This is a genomic window from Streptomyces sp. ADI96-02, assembly GCF_003846185.1.
GTDB lineage: Bacteria > Actinomycetota > Actinomycetes > Streptomycetales > Streptomycetaceae > Streptomyces.
In genome coordinates, this window is the sequence record NZ_ML123034.1 from 6,887,511 (window position 1) to 6,907,715 (window position 20,205).

A 20,205-nucleotide genomic window follows, 5' to 3' on the forward strand; every position below is an offset into this window, starting at 1 on the left:
GGAGGGCGGCGGGCCTCGGGCGTCGGGCGTCGGGACGACGGACTGACGGGCACGGTGTTGCGGGCGTGGCGGGGAGCCCGGGCGCGGGCGCCCCGCGTTGGTCAAGGGGCCCGCGACGCCGGGTGGCTGGTGTCGCGCGTCGGGTGGCGGTCCGGCAGATCGGTGTGAGAGAGCCTTTCCCCGAGCGGCTGGATGGCGTGGGGAATGCGACTGTGGTGGTCCGTGAGCCGGGAGTGAACCGGGGCACTGCGTTCGGTCGGGCTCGGAGGGGCGGACGGAGTACGGTACGCCTGCCGCGACGGTATTCCGGGCCTGAAGGCCCGGCGGTCGCGCCCGTCGGGCCCCCGCGGGTGTCGTTGCCGCCGTGGTCCACCTCGGCGGAAGTCGCGCCAACGGACTCCCGGGAAGCCCGACTTCCGCAGTTTCGGAACTGTGACAATCGGCTCCCGCCTGCACTCTCGCACCGCCTGACGCGAACAATGCACCGTGTGTATACATCGGGCTTATACGCCATGCGTATAGTCCCCTGCATGTCCATTGGTCACAGCCTCTTAGGGCTCCTGGAATCCGGTCCGCGCCACGGTTACGACCTCAAGCGGGCGTTCGACGAGAAGTTCAGTCACAACCGCCCGCTGCACTACGGGCAGGTCTATTCGACGATGTCCCGCCTGCTGAAGAACGGCCTCGTCGTCGTCGACGGCACCGAGACGAGCGGCGGTCCCGAGCGCAAGCGGTATGCCATCACCGACGCGGGCGTCATCGACGTGCAGGGCTGGCTCGCCACGCCGGAGAAGCCCGAGCCGTACCTTCAGTCGACGCTCTACACCAAGGTCGTCCTGGCGCTGCTCACCGGACGCAACGCCGCCAACCTCCTCGACACGCAGCGCTCCGAGCACCTGCGCAGTATGCGGATCCACACCGACCGCAAGCGCTACGGCGACTTCGCCGACCAGCTCATCTGCGACCATGCCCTCTTCCATCTGGAGGCCGACCTGCGCTGGCTGGAGCTGGTCGCGGCGCGCCTCGACAAGCTCAGTGAGGCGGTGACCCGATGACTCCTCCCGCAGGTTCCCTGCTCTCGGCTCAGCAGCTCCGCAAGGCATACGGCCCCACTCCCGCCCTCGACGGCGCGGAGTTCTCCATCCACCCGGGCGAGGTCGTCGCCATCATGGGCCCCTCCGGCTCCGGGAAGTCGACGCTGCTGCACTGCCTCGCCGGCATCGTGCCGCCTGACTCGGGCACGATCCTGTACGAAGGGCGCGAGCTGTCTGCCATGCACGACACCGAGCGCAGCGCCCTGCGCCGCAGCGAGTTCGGCTTCGTGTTCCAGTTCGGCCAACTGGTGCCGGACCTGACCTGCGTCGAGAACGTCGCCCTGCCGCTGCGCCTGAACGGCACGCCCCGCAGGACGGCCGAGCGGGCAGCGCTGTCCTGGATGCAGAGACTGGAGGTCGACGGGCTGAGCGGGAAGCGGCCCGGCGAGGTCTCCGGCGGACAGGGCCAGCGGGTCGCGGTGGCGCGGTCGCTGGTCACCGGCCCACGCGTGATCTTCGCCGACGAGCCGACCGGGGCGCTGGACTCCCTCAACGGCGAGCGCGTCATGGAGCTCTTCACGGAAGCCGCTCGCTCCACCAACGCGGCCGTGGTCCTGGTCACGCACGAATCGCGGGTGGCTGCCTACTCCGACCGCGAGGTTGTCGTACGGGACGGCAAGTCCCGGGATGTGGAGCACGACGTATGAAGGCGCGCCGATGGGCTGCTGACATGATGCTGGGCGTCCGCTTCGCCTTCACCGGCGGCCGTGAGGGCTGGCTGCGGGCCGCCCTGACCGCCGTCGGCGTCGGCCTCGGCGTGGCCCTGCTCCTGATGGCCACGGCACTGCCCAACGCGTTCGTGGTCCGGGCTGAGCGGGAGAACGCCCGTACGGACATCGGCTACTCCGCGGCCGATCTGAAGAGGGCCGACGACACCCTCCTGGTCGCCGATGTCAGCACCGACTTCCGGGACACGACCGTACGTGGTCGGGAGGTGCAGCCCGAAGGGGCGAAGGCGCCGCTGCCGCCGGGGCTGGACAGGTTCCCCGCGAAGGGGGAGATGATCGTCTCGCCCGCGCTGAGGGAACTGCTCAAGTCGGACCCGGGCGCGCTGCTGCGCGAGCGGCTGCCGGGCGCGATCGTCGGCACCATGGGCGAGGCCGGACTGGTCGGCTCGGGTGAACTCGTCTTCTACCGGGGCGCCGACGGCCTCGCCTCCCGACTGGACAGCGAAACCAGCAGGGCCGAACGCGTCGACGGCTTCGGGATCAAGAACTCCGGCAAGGACCAGTCCGACCCGATCCTCATACTGCTGAGCCTGGTCGGCCTGGTGGTGCTGCTGATGCCGGTCGCGGTGTTCATCGCTGCGGCCGTGCGGTTCGGCGGCGACCGCCGGGACCGGAGGCTGGCCGCCCTGCGGCTGGTGGGCGCCGACAGCCGCATGACCCGACGGGTCGCCGCCGGCGAGGCGATGGCGGGCTCGCTCCTCGGACTGGTCTTCGGCGCCGGGTTCTTCCTGGTCGCCCGCCAACTGGCGGGCGGGGTCGAACTCCTCGGCTACAGCGTGTTCCCGAGCTATCTGAATCCATCCCCGCTGCTGGCCCTGCTGGTCGCCGTGGCGGTGCCGACGGCGGCGGTGCTGGTGACGCTGATCGCGCTGCGCGGGGTGGTCATCGAGCCGCTCGGGGTGGTCCGCGCGGGGCGCCCGGCCCGGCGCCGGCTGTGGTGGCGACTGCTGCTGCCGCTGGCAGGGCTGGCCCTGCTCTTCCCGATGATCACCAAGGGCGTCGAGGGCGACTTCAACGAGTACATGGTCGCCGCCGGTGTGATCCTGCTGCTGGTCGGCGTGACCGCGCTGCTCCCGTGGGTCGTGGAGAGCGTCGTCTCCCGGCTTGGATCCGGCTCGGTTTCCTGGCAGCTCGCCGTGCGCAGCCTCCAGATGAACAGCGGCGCGGCGGCCCGCATGGTCAACGGTGTCGCGGTAGCTGTCGCCGGGGCGATCGCCCTCCAGATGATGTTCGTCAGCATGGAGAGCGACTACACCAAGCCCACCGGGCAGGACATGTCCCGGGCGCAGATGGAGGTGACCCTCCCGGCCGGTACTCCGACGGCCCCGGCCGCGGCGAACCTCCGGGAGGCCAGGGGTGTGAAGTCCGTCCTCGACTTCTCCTCGGGTTATGTGGGAGACGCCTCCCAGAACGCGGAGAACACCACGCAGCTGGCCGTGGGGACCTGCGCGGCCCTGCGCGGGATCGCCGACGTGGGATCGTGCTCCGACGGCGACGTCTTCGTCGTCCGCGGCGCCGAGGGGGACTCCGGCACGGACATGGCGAAGCTGGCGGCGGTCGGCCGGGAGCTGTACCTCGACCCGTCCTACGACGACGCCCCCAAGGGCCTGGAGATCCCCTGGACGGTGCCCGAGGGGATGAAGACGGCCGAACCGCGGCCCGGCCTGTTGGGCGACGAGGAGCGAGGCGGGTTCCTGCTCACCCCGAAGGCTGCGGGGCCGGACCTGGCCCCCGCCCTGACGGGGCAGGCGTACCTGCGGCTCGACGAGTCGGTCCCGGACGCCCGGGACCACGTCCGCAACACCGTGGCGGTCGTCGACCCGCTGGCGCGGTCCCGGACCCTGTCCGACGCGGAGTCGGCCGGCGGGTTCGGCGCCATACGCGACGGCCTGCTCATCGGGGCGACCTGCGTCATGGCGCTGATAGGCGCCAGCCTCCTGGTGGGGCAGCTGGAGCAGTTGCGGGAGCGCAGGAAGCTGCTGGCGGCCCTGGTCGCCTTCGGCACCCGGCGCCGCACGCTGAGCCTGTCGGTGCTGTGGCAGACGGCGGTCCCCGTCGCGCTCGGCCTGGTGCTGGCCGCGACGATCGGCCTGGGCCTGGGCGCGGCGCTCCTGACGATGACGGGGGAGGCGGTCCGCGTCGACTGGGCCGGGGTCCTGTCCATGACCGGCATGGGCGTGGCAGTGGTCCTTGCGGTGACCCTGTGCAGCCTGCCGCTGCTGCTGCGGCTGATGCGGCCGGACGGGCTGCGCGCGGAGTAGCCGTACGGGCGCCCGCACACCGTACGGGCGCCCGCACGGCGTGGCGTTGCGGTCGGCGACCGGTCCGGCCGCGCGGGGGCGGCGCGCGTCAGGCTCGCCGGGGGATCACGTTGCCCGCCGCGTCGCAGCGGACCATCCATGGATCGTCGCTCCGCGGTTCGTAGACACGGACGTCGACCTCGGTCGACTGCCGTCCGCCGGGGACGTCGGCGTTGGCCACGGTGCAGATGATCTGGGCGAGGCCGAGGCCCCCCATGCCTCGCATCAGGGCGACCGACTCGGCGAGTCGCAGGTCGACCGTCCCGTCGGCTACCCCGGCGGTGAGGCGGTCCTCGCTCGCTGCCACCTCGGTCGTCAGCCCGCGGGCCCGCTCCGCCTCGTCCGGTCCGCGCACCAGGAGGTCCAGGGCCGCCTGTGGATCCGGGGCGGTGGCGGCAGGGCGGGAGACGGCCTGCAGCCCGTCCCTGCCGACGAAGTAGAGGCGGACTGACGCGCCGCCACTCTGGCCCTGGAACCCGGAGGCGGGGGCGCCGGCCGGGACGGGCCCGGTGGAGCCGAGCCCGCACCCGGCGGCCCCCCAGCCCGTCAGCACGGCCAGAAGGAGAGGCAGCAGAAAGCCCCGGAGCCTGGTCACGACACGCCTCCGTCCGGCCGCGCGTGGGGGAGGGTCACAGTGAACAACGCGCCGCCGCCGGGGAGGTTGGCGGCGGTGAGGGAACCGTCGTGAAGGCGCACGTTCTCCAACGCGATCGCCAGCCCCAGGCCGCTGCCGGTGGACCGGGCACGGGCGGAATCAGCCTTGTGGAAGCGGTCGAAGACGTACGGGAGGACGTCGGGCGGGATGCCCGGGCCGTGGTCGCCGACCTCGACCACCAGCGCCTGCCCGGTTACGGCGGCCCGCACGGTGACGGGCGGGGCGCCGTGCCGCAGGCCGTTGCCGACGAGGTTGGCGAGGACGACGTCGAAGCGGCGCGGGTCCACACGGACCCGGACGTCGCTCTCCGGCAGCTCGCAGGCGACCTGGGAGGAGTCCTCCCAGCCGCGCAGCTGGAGCGTCTTGCCGACGATGGTCCTCAGATCGGCGTCGTCCGAAGCGAGCGTGGCCGCCCCCGCGTCGAAGCGGGAGATCTCCATCAGGTCCTCCACCATGGCCGCCAGCTTCCTGGTCTCCTCGCTCACCAGGCGCAGCGCCTCGGCCGTGTCCGGGGGAAGGCCCCCGGACCTGGCGTCGGCGTCCAGCACGCCGGTGACCGCGACCATGGCCGCCAGCGGCGTACGCAGTTCGTGGGAGACGTCCGCGACGAAGCGCCGGGCATGGGCCTCCATCCGCCGCAGCTCCGCCGCGTCCTTCTCCAGAGTGGCCGCCATCGTGTTGAAGGTCACGGCGAGACCCGCCAGTTCGTCGCCGCCGACGACCGCGGACCGGGTCTCCAGCGCCCCGGACGTGAGCTTCTCGGCCGCGACGCGGAGCCTGCGCACCGGGCGCAGCACCTGGCGGGCCGCGAACAGGGCGGGGACCACGGCGAGCAGCAGGGCCGGCGCCGCGCCCGCCCAGGCCGCAGCGATCAACGCGGACACGTCGGCCTGCTCGCCGTCCAGCGGCACGACGGCGTACACGATGAGCTCCGGCACCACGTCCGGGTCCCTCTGCGGGGTGGTGTGGTCGACGGGCATGACGATGTGGAGCCGGGGGCTCTCGGAGCCGGAGCGTTCGACGTACGCGCGCGACCCGTCCCGCATCGCCCGCCGCAGCGACGCGGTGGCGGCGTCCTGCGCCCCCACCGCAGGAGCGCCCGCGAGGGTGGCCGCCGTGCGCCAGCGCCGGGGGCCGCCCGCCCGGTCCAACTGGCGGACGAAGGAGGCCAGATCGTCGCCGCTGGGCTTGGTCGGCAGGTTCGGCGCCAGGGAGCTGACCTGCTGGCGCAGGTCGCGCACCGCGTTGTCCTGCGCCCGTTCCACGATCGTGCCGCGCGCCTGGCGGAAGGTGAGGGTGGCGGTGAGCAGCGAGCTCAGCGCCGTGACGAGGATGAACGCGATGATCAGGCGCGGCCGCAGCCCCTGGGGGAAGCCGAGCCTCACGATGGCAGCGGCCCGAACCGGTAGCCGAAGCCCCGTACGGTCTGCACGTAGACCGGTCGGCGGGCGTTCATCTCGAGCCTGGCACGCAGCCGCATCACGCAGGCGTCGACGAGACGGACGTCGCCGTAGTAGCTGTGCTCCCAGACGTCCTCCAGCAACTGCTGCCGACTGAAGGTCTGTTCGGGCGACGCGCTCAGGAACAGCAGCAGTTTCAGCTCCGAGGGCGCCAGTGACAGCTCCGCCCCCTCCTTGCGGACGATCAGCGCCTGCCGGTCGATCTCCAGGTCGCCGAAGACGCTCGTTCCGGCCGGGGCGTCGGCCTGGCGCGGTGCGACCCGGCGCAGCACCGCGCGCATCCGCGCCTCGATCAGCGCCGTGCCGGCGGGCTTGACGATGTAGTCGTCCGCCCCCGCCTCCAGGCCGACGACGACGTCGATGTCGTCGCCGCGCGCGGACAGGATGATGATCGGAGTCTGCCCGGCCGCCCGGACGCGGGTGCAGACCTCCAGCCCGCTCATCCCCGGCAGCATGAGATCCAGCAGCACGAGGTCGGGCCGGAAGTGCGCCAGGGCCTCCAGGCCGTCCTCCCCGGTGCCCACACCCTCGGTCTCGTGCCCGTTGCGGGACAGGCCGAGGAGGACGCCTCGGCGTACGGCGGGATCGTCTTCGATCAGCAGCACACGGGTCATGGACAGCGCTTCCTCCAGCGGTGCGGTAGTCGTCCACCGTACCGGTCGGCTCAGGTCAACTGCGTGATGTCCACGGTGTCCGCTCCGAGGACCGGCACCGGGAGAACCGCCCACAGCACGACGGCCCCGACCGTCAGCGCGGCCACCACCCGGGGCCCACGTCGTCCTCGCGCCCAGCCGGAGCGGAACCGCACCGGGTCCTCCACGAACCGGCACGACGCCTCGGCGAGCACCAGGGACACCGCGATCGCCACCGCGGCACCGCCCCATTTCCCCAGATCGGCGAGGCGCGGGAGTAGCAGGAGGTAGACGGGCCAGTGCCACAGGTACAGGCTGTAGGAGACCTCGCCGAGCCAGGTCGGGACGCGGCTCCCGACCAGCGCCGCCGCCCGGCCCCGGGGGGCCTCGACCAGCAGCACGATCAGCACGGTGGCGGCCAGGGAGTGAACGAAGAGACCGCCCTGGAAAACCAGGGGTGTCTCCTCGCCCCTGGTGACCGCCCAGGACAGGCCCAGTCCGGTCAGCAGCGCCGCGCAGGCCCCGTCGGCCGCCCACCCGGGCGTCCGGCGCACGCGCCGTCGCACGGGCTCGGTGGCGGCCACGGCTCCCAGCAGCAGCGCCGCCGCCCGGGTGTCCGTGCCCTCGTAGGCGCGGGTGGTGTCCACGGCGGCGCCGAGCTGGAGCATCAGGGCGAGCGACACGAGGGACCCGGCCCCCGCCACCGCCAGCACGATACGCTGCGCGTGCCGGCGCCTCGCGACCAGCGCCACGACCACCGGCCACACCAGGTAGAACTGCCACTCCACCGCGATGCTCCACATATGGGCGAAGACCCGGCTGTCGGACGCCTGCCAGTAGCCGACCTGCTCGGTGATGTAGTGCCAGTTCACCCCCTGGAGGGCCACCCAGGGCGCGTCCTGGACCGCGAACCGCAACTGGGCTGTGGTCCCCCAGGCCCAGGACGCCGGCAGCGCTACCGCCACCATGCACACCAGGGCGGGCAGCAGCCGCCGGGCACGGCGCGTCCAGAACCGCACCAGCGGCACGCGCCGTTCGCTCTGCGCGGTGCCGAGCAGGATCCCGGTGATGAGGAACCCCGACAGGGCGAAGAACAGGTCGACGCCGAGGAAGCCGCCGTTGAGGAGACCGGCGTGGAAAAGCAGGACGGCGGCGACGGCCACCCCGCGCAACCCGTCCAGGGCGTGGACGTGCGACTGCCGCCCGCCCGCTGCTCGGGCCGTCCGCCCCCGCACGACCGGTGCCGTGTGCGCCATCTCAGCCGTCGCAGCCGAGCGTGGCGAACCGCTTGTCGCCGGTCCACTTCCCCGCCGCCCAGGCGTCCGGCTTCGCCGGGGTGAACCCCTCCTTGTTCCCCAGCTCCTTGACGAACCAGTTCGCGAAGGCGGCCGCACCCTGCTGGCAGTTGTGGATGCCGTCGGCCGCCCGCTCGGCCTTCGGCGCCGAGGCGTCCTCGCCCCACAGCTGCCCGGAGTCCAGGAACAGCGCGTTGTCCGCGTTGGCCTCGGCGGTCTCGGCTGCCGACTCCGGGGCGCTCTTCAACCGTTTCTCGTGCGGGCGGTAGAAGTCGTCGATCCTTATCGGGGGAGCCGAGACGAACACCGCCTTGGCCCCGGCCTCCTCGGCGGCGCTCACGAGCTTCTCGTAGGCGTCGCGCTGCTGTTGCGGCGTGCCCCAGTCGTAGGTGGTGATCTGGTAGGCGATCACGGTGGGCTTGAACGACTCGATCTGCTTCTCCAGCGCCTTCCAGGTGTCGTCGGAGATCTTCTCGGTGATCTCGTCGCCGCCCGCGACGATCGTGCCGCCGCCGTCGGAGGCGGCGTTCTGGAACGTCACCCCGGCGGCGTCAAGGGCCGCGCCGAGGGCCGGAGCCTGGGCGCCGGCGATGGAGTCGCCCACCCACAGCACCTTGGTGTCGCCGCCGCGCCCGACCGGGTCGCCGGCGGCCGTCCTGTCGGTCCGGCCGCTTGAGCGCGTGCCCTCACCCTCTCCACCGCCGCACGCGAGCAGGGCCGCCCCGAGGACGACCGCGGCGGTCGCGGCGGTCAGGGTACGGCGGGAGGTGGGGAGAGGGCGGTGGCCGGTCGAGGTCTTTCGTGCGTTGTCCATGACCGCAGTAGAGCAACGCTTTCGGCTCCGGACGGCGGCCGTCATCATCTGCTCATACGGCGGGAGAAGAACGCTCACAATCGGGTCGGGGAGTCCCGTCCGGCCGCGCGCCCGTTACCCGCGAACCCGTGCCCCCCGCACTGCTCGGAACCAGAACCACATCATCGCCCCGGCCCCGCCACGCGTCCCTGGTCCGACCGCTCCGGTACCTGCCCGTGACACGACGTCAGCCTGCAGCCCGGGGCGGGGCACATCAGGGCTCCGGACACTCCTGTGAGCGGCGGCTGCCGGCGGCCCCCGCCCCTCAGCCGCGCGCTGGCCCCCGCCTGTTCTCACGGTGGCGTCGAGTGGCCGGCCAGTGCCGCGGATGTCGGTGTGTTTGCGGGTCTTGGCCCGACGACGGTCATCGTCCAGCCCGTACCGCCAGGAGCGAGTGTGCCGACAGGCCGCCCCTCAGTGCCGGGCGAGGCTGCGCTGCTGAAGCGCATGCACTGCTTCCTGCACATCGACGACACCGAACGTGCCTCCGTCTAAAGGGAGTTCACTGCCGACGACGCTCCGGGCTACGACGCCCTGCCCGAGTGGGGGCAGACCCTGGCGCGGATGCTGTTCTTCAACCTGTGAGGCAAGGGTGGCTTCACCTCGTCCACCGGTGGCCCGCCTCGGCGGTCAGCTCCCCGGCTTCTTCGCGCAGCGGGTTCTGTGGGACCCGGCGAACCGAGCCGGCCCCCTGCTGATCACCCTGAACAAGAGGGACTTCTCCCCGAGAGGGCGTTCCAAGGACTACGCGTTCAGCCGGACCCGCTTCCACGGGGAGTCGTAGAACTCGACCGCGCCCACCTCGACGACCGGGCAGCGCTACCAGCAGCACGCGCAGCAAGGCAGCCACATCTCGCTGTTCCTGCGCGACAGCAAGGTCACCGCTTCCGGCAAGGCGATGCCGTGGGTCTTGCTCGGTCCGGCACCTACGAGCGGCACGCGGGCAGCAAGCCGAGGACCGCCGGACCGTACGCGGTCACCGGGCACCTGGTGAACGAGACCCGCGCCACCGGCACCTGCCCCTCTCCGTGGTCGAGGGCTTCCTCCACCTCGGTGCTACCCCCCCCGTCGCACCCGGATGACGCTCATGGCGCAGGAGCTCACCGACGACACGTTGCTGCGCGTCGTGCGCGCGGAGTCCATGGCTATGTAATCAAGGACTCGGCGGACTGGGTCTTTTCCACCGCGATCCGATCAGTCGCGGACGGGGAGCCCTTCCTCGCGGGGCCGGCCATCCGGCGTCTGTTCTCCCGGTTCACGTTCCTGCCGATCCACGACCCGGCGGCAGTGCCCAGCGAACTGGCCGACCTCAACTCCAGGGAACTGGATGTCGTCCGCGGTATCGGCAACGGCCTGTCGAACCGTGAGATCGCCAGACGGCTGGGGGTCGCCGAGAACACGATCAAGGCATACGCTTCCAGCATCCTGACCAAGCTGAACGTGCGCAACCGTGTCGAAGTCGCTCTGACCGCGTGCCGGTTGGGCCTCGTGCCGCTCTACCCCGCCCCGCTCTCCACCCAACGAGGAGCACCCGACCCTTCCGTCCCCCGACAGTCCGCCGTAAGCAGTCAGGCGCAGCGGAACCCATACATGAGCAAGGCGCGGAGACCGGCGAGGTGAGCGTTGTCCCGTAAATGATCTCCGACGTGCGTGTTGAGAGCAGTCTCCTTCCTCGGTCAGCCGGCGAGGGTGAGGTTGTGGAGGCGGCGATGCCGAGCATGGCGTGGTGGACGCCGTCGCCTTTGAGAGACGGCAGTCGCGGTGGATCTTCCAGGTCTTCATGCGGGCGAAGGCGTGCTCGACGCGGGCGCGGACCCTGCGGTGGGAGGTGTTGGGTTCCTCTCTCCAGGCGGGGAGTTCGGTCTGGCCGGGTTTTCTGCGGTGCGGGATGATCAGAGCGGTTCCCCGGTAGCCGCCGTCGGCGATGACCGTGGTGCGGCCGACGCGGCCCCGGCGCCGGGCTCCTCCCATGCTCCACAGTCGTTGCGGTTGCCGGGTACGGGCCGACCGGCGGCCACGACAAGCCGAGTACCGGCGTCGATGACGACCTGGCGCGCGCAAGCACGCCCGCGTCGACGTTGCGACTCGGAACGGGCGACGGCCGAACTCCTCAACTACCTGGCCGCCACCTGGGACAAGCAGGACCAGCCGCTACGCGAGCACGCCCAGGCCCTCGCCCGCGCCCTGCGCACCCGGTAGGAGGGGATCCGCCCATCTCCGCGTCCACGGCCACCCGGCGCGCGTACCGTGAGGTGACGACCCGCCGGGAGGACCAGATGAGCGCGCAGCCCGACCACGCACCCCCCACCCCGTACGTCCCCGCGCCGGGAGCTCCGGCCGAACTCCTCGCCCGGCTGCGCGCCGACCGGCCTGCCGCTCAGTGGGTGCCGGCCTTCGAGCGGTAGTGGACAGCCGCGCTCGATGAATCGCGCCGCCCGTTCTCCCCTGCCGCGCTCTACGAGGTCGTAATCCACCACGGCACCGCCCGGCGGGCGCGCGTGGCCGAGGCCGACATGGAGCCCCCGCCGCTGTACCGACCCGGCGGCCCGGACAGCCTCCAGCGGCTCCGCGACCGAGGCGTCTTCGGTCACCCGCCCGGCTCGCGTCACCCTCCCAGGCCGTCATCGCCCACCGCTCCACCTGGAAGACCACACAGGAACACACCGACCTCAAGGTCCGGGCGGCCCCCCGACGGCAGCTCCGGGACCGGATCCGGGAACCCGAGGAACTCCGCGCCCAAGCCACCGCCCAGCAGCAGGTGCGACCCGGCGACGCATCACGGGCACGGACGGGCTCTGCATCGCCTCGCCGCCGAACGGGCCGGGCTGACACGGGTTGGGCCGAGTGGCCCGGCTGTCCGGACCGCGAACTGTCCGGTGCGCCTGGACGCACCCCTTCAGTCACGCTAAGTGTATAAGTCGTAGCTGATGGGAATGGTTCGCTGGTCAGGAGTGTGTCTGACCGTGTCGCACGGAAAGGGTACGAACGTGAGTGGAAGGTTCATCAGGAGAGCGGCGCGCACTTTCACCGAGGAGCCGTCGCGTCTGTTCTCCGCCGAATTGTCCCGTGGGCGGATGCGCCGTGGTGTGGTGTGCGGTGTCGTAACCGGTTGGCTGGTGGCAGGCGGTGTCGTCATGGCGCCGTCCGCGGTCGCGGCGCCGGCGCCGCCGGTGACGTTCACCGCGGGTGCCGACCAGCCCTTTGCCGTTCCGGCGGGGGTCAACGAGCTGATGGTCACCGCCACTGGTGCGGCAGGTGGGCAGGGCAGTGACGAGAACGATAATCCCACTGCCCCCGGTGGCCGGGGCTCGACCGTCACGGGGACCATCTCCGTACCTCCCGGCACCGACACTCTGTACGTCAACGTCGACACGGGTGGGTCTCTCCCCGGAGGAGGGGTGGGCGGAAACGGCGGCTTCGGGGGCGGGGCCAGTGACGTGCGTACCTGCGTCTCGACCGCCGCCGGCTGTGAGGCGACTGGTGATCCGGCCACCGACCCGCGTCTGATCGTGGCGGGTGGAGGCGGCGGCGGAAGCGGTGTGAGCGCGGATGTGCCTGCTTCTGAGTCATCCGGGGGTGACGCCGGGGACGTCGGCCAGCCCGGCGGTGAGCTTCCCGAGGGAGCCGGAGGGGGCGCTGGTGGGACCCAGGCAGCCTTTGGCGCGGGCGGTGCCGCCTGTTCCAGCGGTGGGTTGGTGTCCGCCGGGGATGACGGCGCGGCGGGCTTCGGCGGTGGCGGCGGGTTCGGCACGTACGGCGGCGGTGGAGGCGGTTCCGGATGGTTCGGCGGTGGCGGCGGTGGTGGCTGTGCGAACCTGACGGATGGCCCCGGCGGTGACCCTGTTCAGGGGCCGGCGGCCGGTGGCGGTGGCTCCAACTTCGTTCCCGCCGGTGGTTCCTCGACCCCCGCGTCGGGGCCCGCTCAGGTGACCATCACCTACGAGCTGCCCCAGGACTGCGCGAACGCGGTTCCCTCGCCGGGTGTCCGGCAGGGGACCCCGGGCAACGACGTGCTGTTCGGGACCCCGGGTGACGACGTCATCTTCGGCTATGGAGGCAACGACGTCATCGACGGACGGGGCGGCAACGACCTGCTCTGCGGCGGCGCGGGCAACGACGTCCTGATCGGCGGTGACGGTCAGGACTTCCTTGACGGCCAGAACGGCAACGACACCGTTGGCGGTGGCAACGGCGACGACACCCTCCACGGAGGCAGCGGCAACGACGTCCTCAACGGCGGTGCCGGTGACGACGCCCTGTTCGGCGAGGCGGGCAACGACTTCCTCGACGGCGGCCCAGGCGCCAACACCAACGACGCCGGCCCCGGCCGCAACACATGCGTCCGACCTGCCGGCGGTCCGGGCTGCAACAACGCCTGAGGGCTGGGCACGATCGCCCTCACTCTTCCCGCACAAGGACGCCTCTCCACCCGCAGCGGGGGAGAGGCGTCTTTCTGTCCGGGGCCGGGAACGGCCCACGGTGGGTGCGGCGGCCAGGACATCGACTCGGGCGCGGCCACCCGGGCCGGCGTCGACGACGGGGGAGCACAGGCAGGCCGAGAGGCATCGGGCGGTACGGGGTCGCTTCCGTGCGGGTCTCGGTCGGACGCCCAGGGGATCTTCCCACCTGGTGCTTCTTCCTCTGGAACCTCAAGATCCCAGTCTCCAGGTGTCCACGATCAAGGGGAAGCTTCACAACCAGCCACCATCCCACACGCCAACGACGCCCTTCCAGAGTCACAACCCGTGAGGCAGGAGAGGGTACGCGCGGCGGCATTCCCTGGCTCGATATGGCCGCTGCGGCATCTAACCTCGGGCTTTCGCTTGAGGCCCGTCCGGATCATGGGCGGGAACGCGAAAGTGCCCTCTGAGCTGGGACGATGAACCTTGTCTAGGGGTTCTGTCGGTCCAGGTGGAAGGCACTTTCTACGTGCAGGGTATCGGTTCGCGTCCCAAGCTCCATGTCTCTGCTGACGGTGCCGGGGTGGTTGGTCACGCCGGAGCGCGGCTACTGGCTGATCTTGCTGATGCCACGGGGCTGACCAGCTCGTACTTTGCCGCTCTGAGCCCACTTCGGCCACGCGGCACTGGTCATGCCCCGGGCCGGATCGCCGTCGATCTCGCGGTGATGCTCGCCGATGGCGGCGAGGCGATCGGGGATCTGGCCGCGTTGCGGGACCAGGGCGAGGTGTTCGGCCCCATCGCCTCGACGCCGACGGCCTGGCGGCTGCTGGCCGCCATCGACGAACGTGTACTGAACCGTCTGCGCTCAGCCCGTGCCCAGGCCCGCGAAGTGGCCTGGTTGCAGGCGTACGAGACCCGCTACGGCATACCGGCGGCGAAAGCCGGCGGGCGGGAACTGCCCGGCCTGGTCCTGGACATCGACGCCACACTGGTGCCCTGCCACTCCGAGAAGGAGGCGGCCGCACCCACCTACAAAGGAGGCTTCGGCTTCCACCCGCTGGTGTGTTTCCTGGCCAATACCGGCGAGGCCCTGGCCGGACGGCTGCGACCCGGCAACGCCGGAGCCAACACTGCTGCGGATCACATCACGCTCCTGGACGACGCTCTCGCACAGATCCCCGATGCCCACCGGCACGGCACCGACATCCTCGTCCGCACCGACAGCGCCGGATCCGCGAAAGCATTCCTCACCCGCGTTCGGGACCTGCGAACACGGGGAATCCGCACCTTCTTCTCTGTGGGATACGCGGTCACCGAACCGATCCGCCACGTGATCCGGGCCTTGCCCGAGCACGTCTGGCACCCCGCTCTCGACCAGGACGGCGCCCTCCGCGAGTCCGCCGAGGTCGCCGAACCGACCGGCATGACCGATCTTGCCGGCTACCCGGCCGGCACCCGCATCATCGTCCGCCGCGAACGCCCCCACCCCGGAGCCCAGCTCTCGCTGTTCGACCAGGACGAGGGTATGCGGCACCAGGTGTTCCTCACCGACACCCCCATCACCTCCGGCCCGGCCCAGTTCCTGGAGGTCCGCCACCGCCAGCACGCCACCGTTGAGGACCACATCCGGTGCGGCAAGACCACCGGATTCGGCCGCTTCCCCTCCCGCCGCTTCGGCGTCAACGCCGCCTGGCTCGAACTCAGCCTTGCGGCGATCGACCTCCTCGCCTGGACTCGAGTCCTCCTGCTGGAAGGCGAACTCGCGACTGCCGAGCCGAAGAAACTCCGCTACCGGCTCCTGCACGTCGGCGCCCGGATCACCCGGGGCGGCCGCCGCCTCCGCCTTCGCATATCCGCGACCTGGCCCTGGCGACATGAACTCGCGGCCGCGTTCCACCGTCTGGCCGCACTGCCCCGTCCCGCCAGCCGACCTGCCGTCCCTGCCCACCTCGACAAAGACCTCGGAGAACCCGACCTCGCGCCGGGCCGTCACTATGCCCACCGGCCGACACAGCCTGAAACAGTCTCGCTCGGTTGCCCACCAGCTCCAACTGAAACGCCGAGGCTAAGCCTATGCGAGAGGTCGTTCAGGAGCCAACCCGCTTATCGGAAAGGAACCTCATACCCATCCGTACGCGCGCTGTCGCCCGGGCTGCCGTGGCGCGGCGTTGAAGGGCTTCGGCGGTGGTTGCGTTGGAGGCATTCGGACCAACTTGGGATGTGTGAGAGGCCCACGCGCTGACATGCCGGGGTTCGAGGGATCGCTGCGATATCCATGCCTGTATGGGCCGGCGTTCAGGACCTGGCCCACCTTCGGAAAGGAAACCTCGTGCGTATCGGTACCTCACTCGTGGCCCTGTCGCTGGCCGCCGCCGGTGTCGCTTTCTCCGCCACGCCCGCCACGGCCACCCAGCATGGAGGCGGCGACTCCGGCCCCACGGCCATCGCCGTCTCCAAGGGCTCGGGATCCGCGACGGCGAACGCCATCAAGACGGGCCCGATCACGGTGACCAACCCGACGACGACGCCCCCCGGCACCGGTACTCCGGGAACCTCGTCCATCATGATCACCGACGCGACCCTGAACGGCGCCACCGTCACCATCGACATCTCGTACTCCTGCCCTTCCAGCCTCCCGGCCGACACGCAGCTGTTCACCTTCACGACCCAGTTGTCCGGAGCATTGTCCAGCACCCTGTCCGACCCCGCCTGCGACGGCACACTCCAGACCACCGAGATCGACGTCACCAGCGGGACCTCCACACCCTTCGCCCCTGGCACAGCGACCATTACTGCTGCGCTGAACTCTCCGAGCGACCAGATGGCCCCCTTCGCTCAGGACGAGTTGAACACCCGTCTGTAGTGCCTTGACCGCAAGGCCGCCTGGACAGTGAGGTTTTCTCAGCGAGTCACTGATGTGAGGGATCGTCGTCGGTGCCGTCGTCGAAAATGACGTTCAGGGGGTTCGGTGCCGTGGCGGCTGGTGGTGGTGAGATCGTGCACCAGCCGCTTGTACACGGCGCCGGAGAGGACCCAGGTGCCGTCGTCCTTTCCGTGTTCCGCGACTTCGGGTCGGATGCCCTTCATCGCGATCAGCACGCCGACGACGGAACGGCCGGACAAGGCGATCCGCAGCCGATCGTGGCTTTCCTCGGCGGGTGTGGCCGGGGCCCGGAAGTGAGGGGACGTCGGCGGCGCGTTCCTGGATGAAGTCCCACAGGTCGCGGTGGCAGACCAGGTGCACGGTGCCGACGGTCGCCCGCCCTGCCGAGCACGATGCTGTGCTCGGCGAGGACGCTCTGGGGGCGCGGAGAGGCCGCTGTGGGCGGAGTCGCCTTCTTCGTCCGCGAGGGCGTTGGCGACGGTCTCGGTTGCGGCCTGCCGGTGCGCGGCGTCGACCTGGATGAGGTCGCCGTCCCTCGTCCGGTCGGCGTCACCGTCCTCGCCCTCGGGTGCGGCCGTCGCCGCGTCGGTGTCCAGCTGCTGCGGAAAGCCGGGCCCGGAGCACCTGTCCTGTTCGTGCTCCGGCTGCTCGACCGCTGGTGCCTGCTCCGGGACGGGGGGAATGTCGACGGCGGCGGAAGGGTCAGGCAGGCGTGCGAACAGCTCGCACATCGTGTCGCGCAGTTCGCGGACCACGCGCGCCACGTCCGCGACATCCTGACGCAGCACGGGGAGCGACGTGGTGACCGCCGAAAGCGTGCGCGCGGCGTTGTTGACGCGGTTGCTTGTTTCTCGGTTCTCCACCCCTTCTGCTGACTTCCCGCAATCGCCGCAGCCCGTCTCGATCCAGTCCAGCGCCATCAAGTAGTCAAATGGGTTAAAAGGGGTTAAAAACTGGGGTAAACGATGCTAGGGCGAGTGTGAAAGGAGACCCGCCCATGGCGTCCGAGGAAGGGCTGTTCGCGAACGTCGCCGCACTGCTGGAGGAGGAGCCTCAGCTCCCGTCCCTCGCGGAGCGCGCCCGGTTGCGCGAGGCCGCCGGTATCACCCAGGCCCGCCTCGCGCAGGCCCTGAAGTCGACCGTACAGTCGGTGAAGAACTACGAGAACGGCCGTTCCGAGCCGAAGTCACCGCGCCTGGAGGCGTACCAGCGGCTGCTGAACGGCTGGACGGCGAAGTACCCCGCGCCCAGCACCGCCTCTACGGCCACGCCGCAGCCGGCCCCGGTCCCGGGGACGTGCACCAGCCCGGCCGCGCCCGAGGCCACCGAAGCGGAGAGCGCCGCTCCGGTGGAGGCATCTGCCGCCCAGGTCGCACCGAAACCCCCGGCCGCCTGCCCGGCGGCGTCCTCGCGCTGCCCGGCGGCGAAGAAGGCCGCGAAACCCGCGCTCGACGCGCGCTTCCCGCACGGTCCGCTCGCGGTACTGGACGGTGACGTGACCGCGTACGGCACGGGCGGCATCGTGCTCGACTGCCCCGCCCGGACGGTCCCGGAGCTGCCCCTGGTACGCAAGCGCCGACAGCGACAGGCCGTAGTCACCGGCGGCATCACCGTGGAGACCCGGGCCCGCTTCGGATACACCGCCGCACCCGGAACGACCGACGACGGCCGCTTCCGCCGCCTCGCCGGCCACCTGCCTACGCCCGCGGCCTGTTCGACGCCCGGGACACCGGAGTGGCTGACGGGCACCTGCGCGCGATCATCGCGGAAGGCTTCAGCGACCAGTACTTGCAGGACGGCGGAAGCCGCGCCCAGGGCCTCTCGGACGTCGCCATCAACGACATCGACTACCTCGACCTCGACTTCTGAGCCCACACTGCGCGCGGCGCTGTGAGCGCCGCCTGTTGAGCCGAAGCACGATAGTTGCCGCCTATGCAGGCTTGTTGTCACCAGCGCTCCCTTGGTCGGAGCTCACCGGCGGAGGAGCGCTTCGGCGATCGTGACGGAGGGCGGGGCGATCCGGGTCTCGCCGTCGTCGATGTCCCAGAGTGAGTTCTGCAGCAGCCGCCCCAGCGTCCAGCCGGTCGCGCGTGCGCGGTCCAGGCCGAGGACATCGGTGAGCAGGTCGAAGCGGCGCCGCACGATGCGCTGGGCGTCGCCCTTCGCGACGACGTCGTCCCACCTGCTGTCCAGGGCGGGCCACAGATCGAATCCCGGGTCGCCGGCGAGTGGTTCGGGATCGATGGCGATCCACGGCTCGCGCTGTGCGGCGAGAACGTTGCCGTAGTGCAGATCCCAGTGCAGTATCCGGTCTCCGGGTTCACCGGCCAGTTCGGCCACCGCCGATGCCCAGCTGCGCAGGAGTCGCCGGTCGGCCCGGTCGACCAGATGCGTGACCGCCCGGGGGACCTGCTCCAGCATCTCGGAGGCGATGTCGCCCAGACCGCGTAAGCCCCGCGGGGCGGGGACGGCGACCAGCCGCGCCTGAAGCTCGGCGAGGATGCTCATCGCCACGTCGTCGTCGACGATCGAGGCCAGCGTGCGAGCTCCGTCCAGGCGCTCCAGGAGCATGCTGCCGCTCCCTGGGTCGTGATCGAGTAGCCGCACCATCCCCTCGCCGGCCCATGTTCGCAGGCCGATCAGCGCGGCGGCGGTCTCCTGCCTGGGCATCTGGAGCCTGAGGACCGCGGGTATGCCGTCGGGGAGTCGCACCGGCAGCACCAGAGAAGCTTCCCCGGCTCTCGCAGCACCGTCCCGCTCCAGATCCCACCGTTCCAGCATGTCCGCCACGAGAGCGAACAGCCCGGTCAGCCAGGCCCTTCCCTCCTCGCCGAAGCTCGTAGCGTACGACATCGCCAGTTGATGCGGGATCTCGTCCGCTGCCAATGTGTTCAAATCGGGCCTCCTCGACAGGGAAGTCGGTGCACGTCGCAACCTACCGGACGCGACGGACAGCCTTCCGTTACAGCGCACGCCACCTCCAGACCGGTGCGGGTTCCGGCCGTGACCTTGTGAAACCACCGCAAGCAGCCCGCCGTCCTGACAGGTGACGGGCCCAATCGCTCAACTCGCCAAAGTCCCCTGGTGGAAGTACATCCGCCAGCCCGTTTCCGTCAGATGCCACAAAGAGCTCCGCCACGCACGACGTCTGCTGTTGTCGGCGAAGTACGTCAGATGAACAACGCCGGGAGTGAGTACAACCCCTGCCATCTCGCTGACCACCACCGGGGACTCCGGGACCACCGAACCAGTACTCGTCACCGTGAGAATCGACGCTGCGTCCCAGTGTCGTCCCGACGCTCCGATCTCGGTGAACTTCGGGTCCAGAAGCTCCGAGACCAGAGCTGGCGAAGCACGCACGTCGGGGTCGAGAAGCCGCATCTCTGCAGTAATCGCCGCCCGAACGAACCGCTCGGTCTCGTCTGCCACGCACGCACCCTAAGGACATCTCTCTGGTCTCGGCACAGCGAATAGGCGACGGTGCGGGCAGCGACCGGCAGTGCCGTCATTTCGCGTCAACATTCCGGGATGCGTTGATCACCAACTGCCGTCGGAACTCACGCTCTGGCTCAACTTCTGTAATCCGTGACTGTTGGTCACCGATCAGACCTGGAACAGGGCTTCCCGTTGTGGCGGGATCGGAGGGTCAAGGACGTTGCGGAGGCGGGTGATGTCCTGGCGCCACTTCGACCAGTTCGCAGCTTCGGCCCACAGCTCGGCGAGTTCAGACCGGTTGGAGATCACTTGGTCCAGGGCGTCGACGGCGAGCATCCGAAGGTCTGCAGCCAACTACGGTAGCGGCTCTGATGGGCCATAGTTCGAACACGCCGGATCGCCGTCAGGATGCTGGGCGACGACCAGGGCCGCCGCGCCCACGGCTCGCTCGCCGTCGTAGATTCCC

General features: G+C 70.6%; 17 protein-coding genes and 5 pseudogenes. 12 read left to right on the plus strand and 10 right to left on the minus strand.

Annotated features, from left to right (window positions below; genetic code table 11):
- The first annotated feature begins 530 nt into the window (after nt 1-530).
- From EES43_RS30035 to EES43_RS30045, 3 genes are read left to right on the plus strand one after another with little or no spacing between them, the layout of a single operon-like run.
- Entirely contained in the window at nt 531-1,055 is a 525-nt protein-coding gene (locus tag EES43_RS30035) for a PadR family transcriptional regulator (protein WP_124271698.1), read from the plus strand.
- Nucleotides 1,052-1,741 (plus strand): ABC transporter ATP-binding protein, encoded by a 690-nt coding sequence (locus EES43_RS30040; protein WP_124271699.1) that lies wholly within the window; start codon nt 1,052-1,054, stop codon nt 1,739-1,741. Before EES43_RS30035 ends, EES43_RS30040 begins: the two co-directional genes overlap by 4 nt.
- On the plus strand, nt 1,738-4,083 hold the full coding sequence (locus EES43_RS30045; protein WP_124271700.1) for an ABC transporter permease: 2,346 nt from the start codon (nt 1,738-1,740) through the stop codon (nt 4,081-4,083). The genes EES43_RS30040 and EES43_RS30045 overlap by 4 nt, the downstream gene beginning before the upstream one ends.
- Nucleotides 4,084-4,171: 88 nt before the next feature.
- Here the strand turns inward: EES43_RS30045 and EES43_RS30050 are convergent, their stop codons facing one another.
- The 5 genes from EES43_RS30050 to EES43_RS30070 are packed head-to-tail and all read right to left on the minus strand — an operon-like array spanning nt 4,172 to nt 8,978.
- The gene (locus EES43_RS30050) at nt 4,172-4,717 is read right to left on the minus strand and encodes a GerMN domain-containing protein (RefSeq protein ID WP_124271701.1); all 546 of its coding nucleotides are present in this window, start codon (nt 4,715-4,717) and stop codon (nt 4,172-4,174) included.
- On the minus strand, nt 4,714-6,162 hold the full coding sequence (locus EES43_RS30055) for a sensor histidine kinase (RefSeq protein ID WP_124271702.1): 1,449 nt from the start codon (nt 6,160-6,162) through the stop codon (nt 4,714-4,716). The genes EES43_RS30050 and EES43_RS30055 overlap by 4 nt, the downstream gene beginning before the upstream one ends.
- Nucleotides 6,159-6,851, minus strand: coding sequence for a response regulator transcription factor (locus EES43_RS30060; RefSeq protein ID WP_124271703.1), 693 nt, complete (start codon nt 6,849-6,851; stop codon nt 6,159-6,161). Before EES43_RS30060 ends, EES43_RS30055 begins: the two co-directional genes overlap by 4 nt.
- Nucleotides 6,852-6,901: 50 nt before the next feature.
- Nucleotides 6,902-8,125: an acyltransferase family protein gene (locus EES43_RS30065; protein ID WP_124271704.1), complete on the minus strand. Its 1,224-nt coding sequence runs from the start codon at nt 8,123-8,125 to the stop codon at nt 6,902-6,904.
- 1 nt (nt 8,126) lies between these two features.
- Nucleotides 8,127-8,978, minus strand: a complete 852-nt coding sequence (locus EES43_RS30070; protein ID WP_124271705.1) for an SGNH/GDSL hydrolase family protein — start codon at nt 8,976-8,978, stop codon at nt 8,127-8,129.
- A gap of 631 nt (nt 8,979-9,609) precedes the next feature.
- Here EES43_RS30070 and EES43_RS30075 point away from each other — a divergent pair.
- Nucleotides 9,610-9,801, plus strand: a complete 192-nt coding sequence (locus EES43_RS30075) for a hypothetical protein (RefSeq protein ID WP_124271706.1) — start codon at nt 9,610-9,612, stop codon at nt 9,799-9,801.
- 503 nt (nt 9,802-10,304) lie between these two features.
- The gene (locus tag EES43_RS30920; RefSeq protein WP_164493320.1) at nt 10,305-10,637 is read left to right on the plus strand and encodes a response regulator transcription factor; all 333 of its coding nucleotides are present in this window, start codon (nt 10,305-10,307) and stop codon (nt 10,635-10,637) included.
- Nucleotides 10,638-10,693: 56 nt separating this feature from the next.
- Here EES43_RS30920 and EES43_RS30085 read toward each other — a convergent pair.
- Nucleotides 10,694-11,068: pseudogene (locus tag EES43_RS30085) on the minus strand (transposase); the annotation flags it as partial.
- On the opposite strand from EES43_RS30085, the gene EES43_RS30925 reads away from it, so the two are divergent.
- From EES43_RS30925 to EES43_RS30105, 5 genes and pseudogenes are all read left to right on the plus strand, one after another.
- Nucleotides 11,058-11,216 carry a hypothetical protein gene (locus tag EES43_RS30925; protein WP_164493077.1) on the plus strand — a complete coding sequence of 53 codons (159 nt, stop codon included), beginning with the start codon at nt 11,058-11,060 and terminating at the stop codon, nt 11,214-11,216. The pseudogene EES43_RS30085 and the gene EES43_RS30925 overlap by 11 nt on opposite strands.
- Before the next feature lie 77 nt (nt 11,217-11,293).
- Nucleotides 11,294-11,485: pseudogene (locus EES43_RS30090) on the plus strand (hypothetical protein); the annotation flags it as partial.
- A 519-nt stretch (nt 11,486-12,004) separates the two neighbouring features.
- The gene (locus EES43_RS31800) at nt 12,005-13,396 is read left to right on the plus strand and encodes a calcium-binding protein (protein ID WP_124271708.1); all 1,392 of its coding nucleotides are present in this window, start codon (nt 12,005-12,007) and stop codon (nt 13,394-13,396) included.
- Nucleotides 13,397-13,946: 550 nt separating this feature from the next.
- Nucleotides 13,947-15,341: pseudogene (locus EES43_RS30100) on the plus strand (IS1380 family transposase); the annotation flags it as partial.
- A gap of 408 nt (nt 15,342-15,749) precedes the next feature.
- Entirely contained in the window at nt 15,750-16,283 is a 534-nt protein-coding gene (locus tag EES43_RS30105; RefSeq protein WP_124271709.1) for a hypothetical protein, read from the plus strand.
- Between the two features lie 38 nt (nt 16,284-16,321).
- Here the strand turns inward: EES43_RS30105 and EES43_RS30110 are convergent, their stop codons facing one another.
- Entirely contained in the window at nt 16,322-17,224 is a 903-nt protein-coding gene (locus EES43_RS30110; RefSeq protein ID WP_124271710.1) for a hypothetical protein, read from the minus strand.
- A 77-nt stretch (nt 17,225-17,301) separates the two neighbouring features.
- Here EES43_RS30110 and EES43_RS31660 point away from each other — a divergent pair.
- Together EES43_RS31660 and EES43_RS31665 are read left to right on the plus strand one after the other, a co-directional pair.
- A pseudogene (locus EES43_RS31660) lies at nt 17,302-17,862 on the plus strand (helix-turn-helix transcriptional regulator); the annotation flags it as partial.
- Nucleotides 17,857-18,173 (plus strand): annotated as a pseudogene (locus EES43_RS31665) (XRE family transcriptional regulator); the annotation flags it as partial. The pseudogenes EES43_RS31660 and EES43_RS31665, both read left to right, overlap by 6 nt.
- Before the next feature lie 102 nt (nt 18,174-18,275).
- Here EES43_RS31665 and EES43_RS30120 read toward each other — a convergent pair.
- The 3 genes from EES43_RS30120 to EES43_RS31670 form a co-directional block, all read right to left on the minus strand.
- Nucleotides 18,276-19,157 carry an aminoglycoside phosphotransferase family protein gene (locus EES43_RS30120; RefSeq protein ID WP_124272218.1) on the minus strand — a complete coding sequence of 294 codons (882 nt, stop codon included), beginning with the start codon at nt 19,155-19,157 and terminating at the stop codon, nt 18,276-18,278.
- A 210-nt stretch (nt 19,158-19,367) separates the two neighbouring features.
- Nucleotides 19,368-19,685, minus strand: a complete 318-nt coding sequence (locus EES43_RS30125) for a nuclear transport factor 2 family protein (RefSeq protein ID WP_124272219.1) — start codon at nt 19,683-19,685, stop codon at nt 19,368-19,370.
- Between the two features lie 222 nt (nt 19,686-19,907).
- Nucleotides 19,908-20,093: a DUF4259 domain-containing protein gene (locus EES43_RS31670; RefSeq protein WP_241192591.1), complete on the minus strand. Its 186-nt coding sequence runs from the start codon at nt 20,091-20,093 to the stop codon at nt 19,908-19,910.
- Nucleotides 20,094-20,205 lie beyond the last annotated feature (112 nt).

Excerpts from the sequence above, each read along its gene's own strand:
- EES43_RS30035 (WP_124271698.1), top strand. The coding sequence starts at position 531 with ATGTCCATTGGTCACAGCCTCTTAGGGCTCCTGGAATCCGGTCCGCGC.
- EES43_RS30040 (WP_124271699.1), top strand. The coding sequence starts at position 1,052 with ATGACTCCTCCCGCAGGTTCCCTGCTCTCGGCTCAGCAGCTCCGCAAG.
- EES43_RS30045 (WP_124271700.1), top strand. The coding sequence starts at position 1,738 with ATGAAGGCGCGCCGATGGGCTGCTGACATGATGCTGGGCGTCCGCTTC.
- EES43_RS30060 (WP_124271703.1), bottom strand. The coding sequence starts at position 6,851 with ATGACCCGTGTGCTGCTGATCGAAGACGATCCCGCCGTACGCCGAGGC.
- EES43_RS30065 (WP_124271704.1), bottom strand. The coding sequence starts at position 8,125 with ATGGCGCACACGGCACCGGTCGTGCGGGGGCGGACGGCCCGAGCAGCG.
- EES43_RS30070 (WP_124271705.1), bottom strand. The coding sequence starts at position 8,978 with ATGGACAACGCACGAAAGACCTCGACCGGCCACCGCCCTCTCCCCACC.
- EES43_RS30925 (WP_164493077.1), top strand. The coding sequence starts at position 11,058 with ATGACGACCTGGCGCGCGCAAGCACGCCCGCGTCGACGTTGCGACTCG.
- EES43_RS30110 (WP_124271710.1), bottom strand. The coding sequence starts at position 17,224 with ATGGCGCTGGACTGGATCGAGACGGGCTGCGGCGATTGCGGGAAGTCA.
- EES43_RS30120 (WP_124272218.1), bottom strand. The coding sequence starts at position 19,157 with ATGTCGTACGCTACGAGCTTCGGCGAGGAGGGAAGGGCCTGGCTGACC.
- EES43_RS30125 (WP_124272219.1), bottom strand. The coding sequence starts at position 19,685 with ATGCGGCTTCTCGACCCCGACGTGCGTGCTTCGCCAGCTCTGGTCTCG.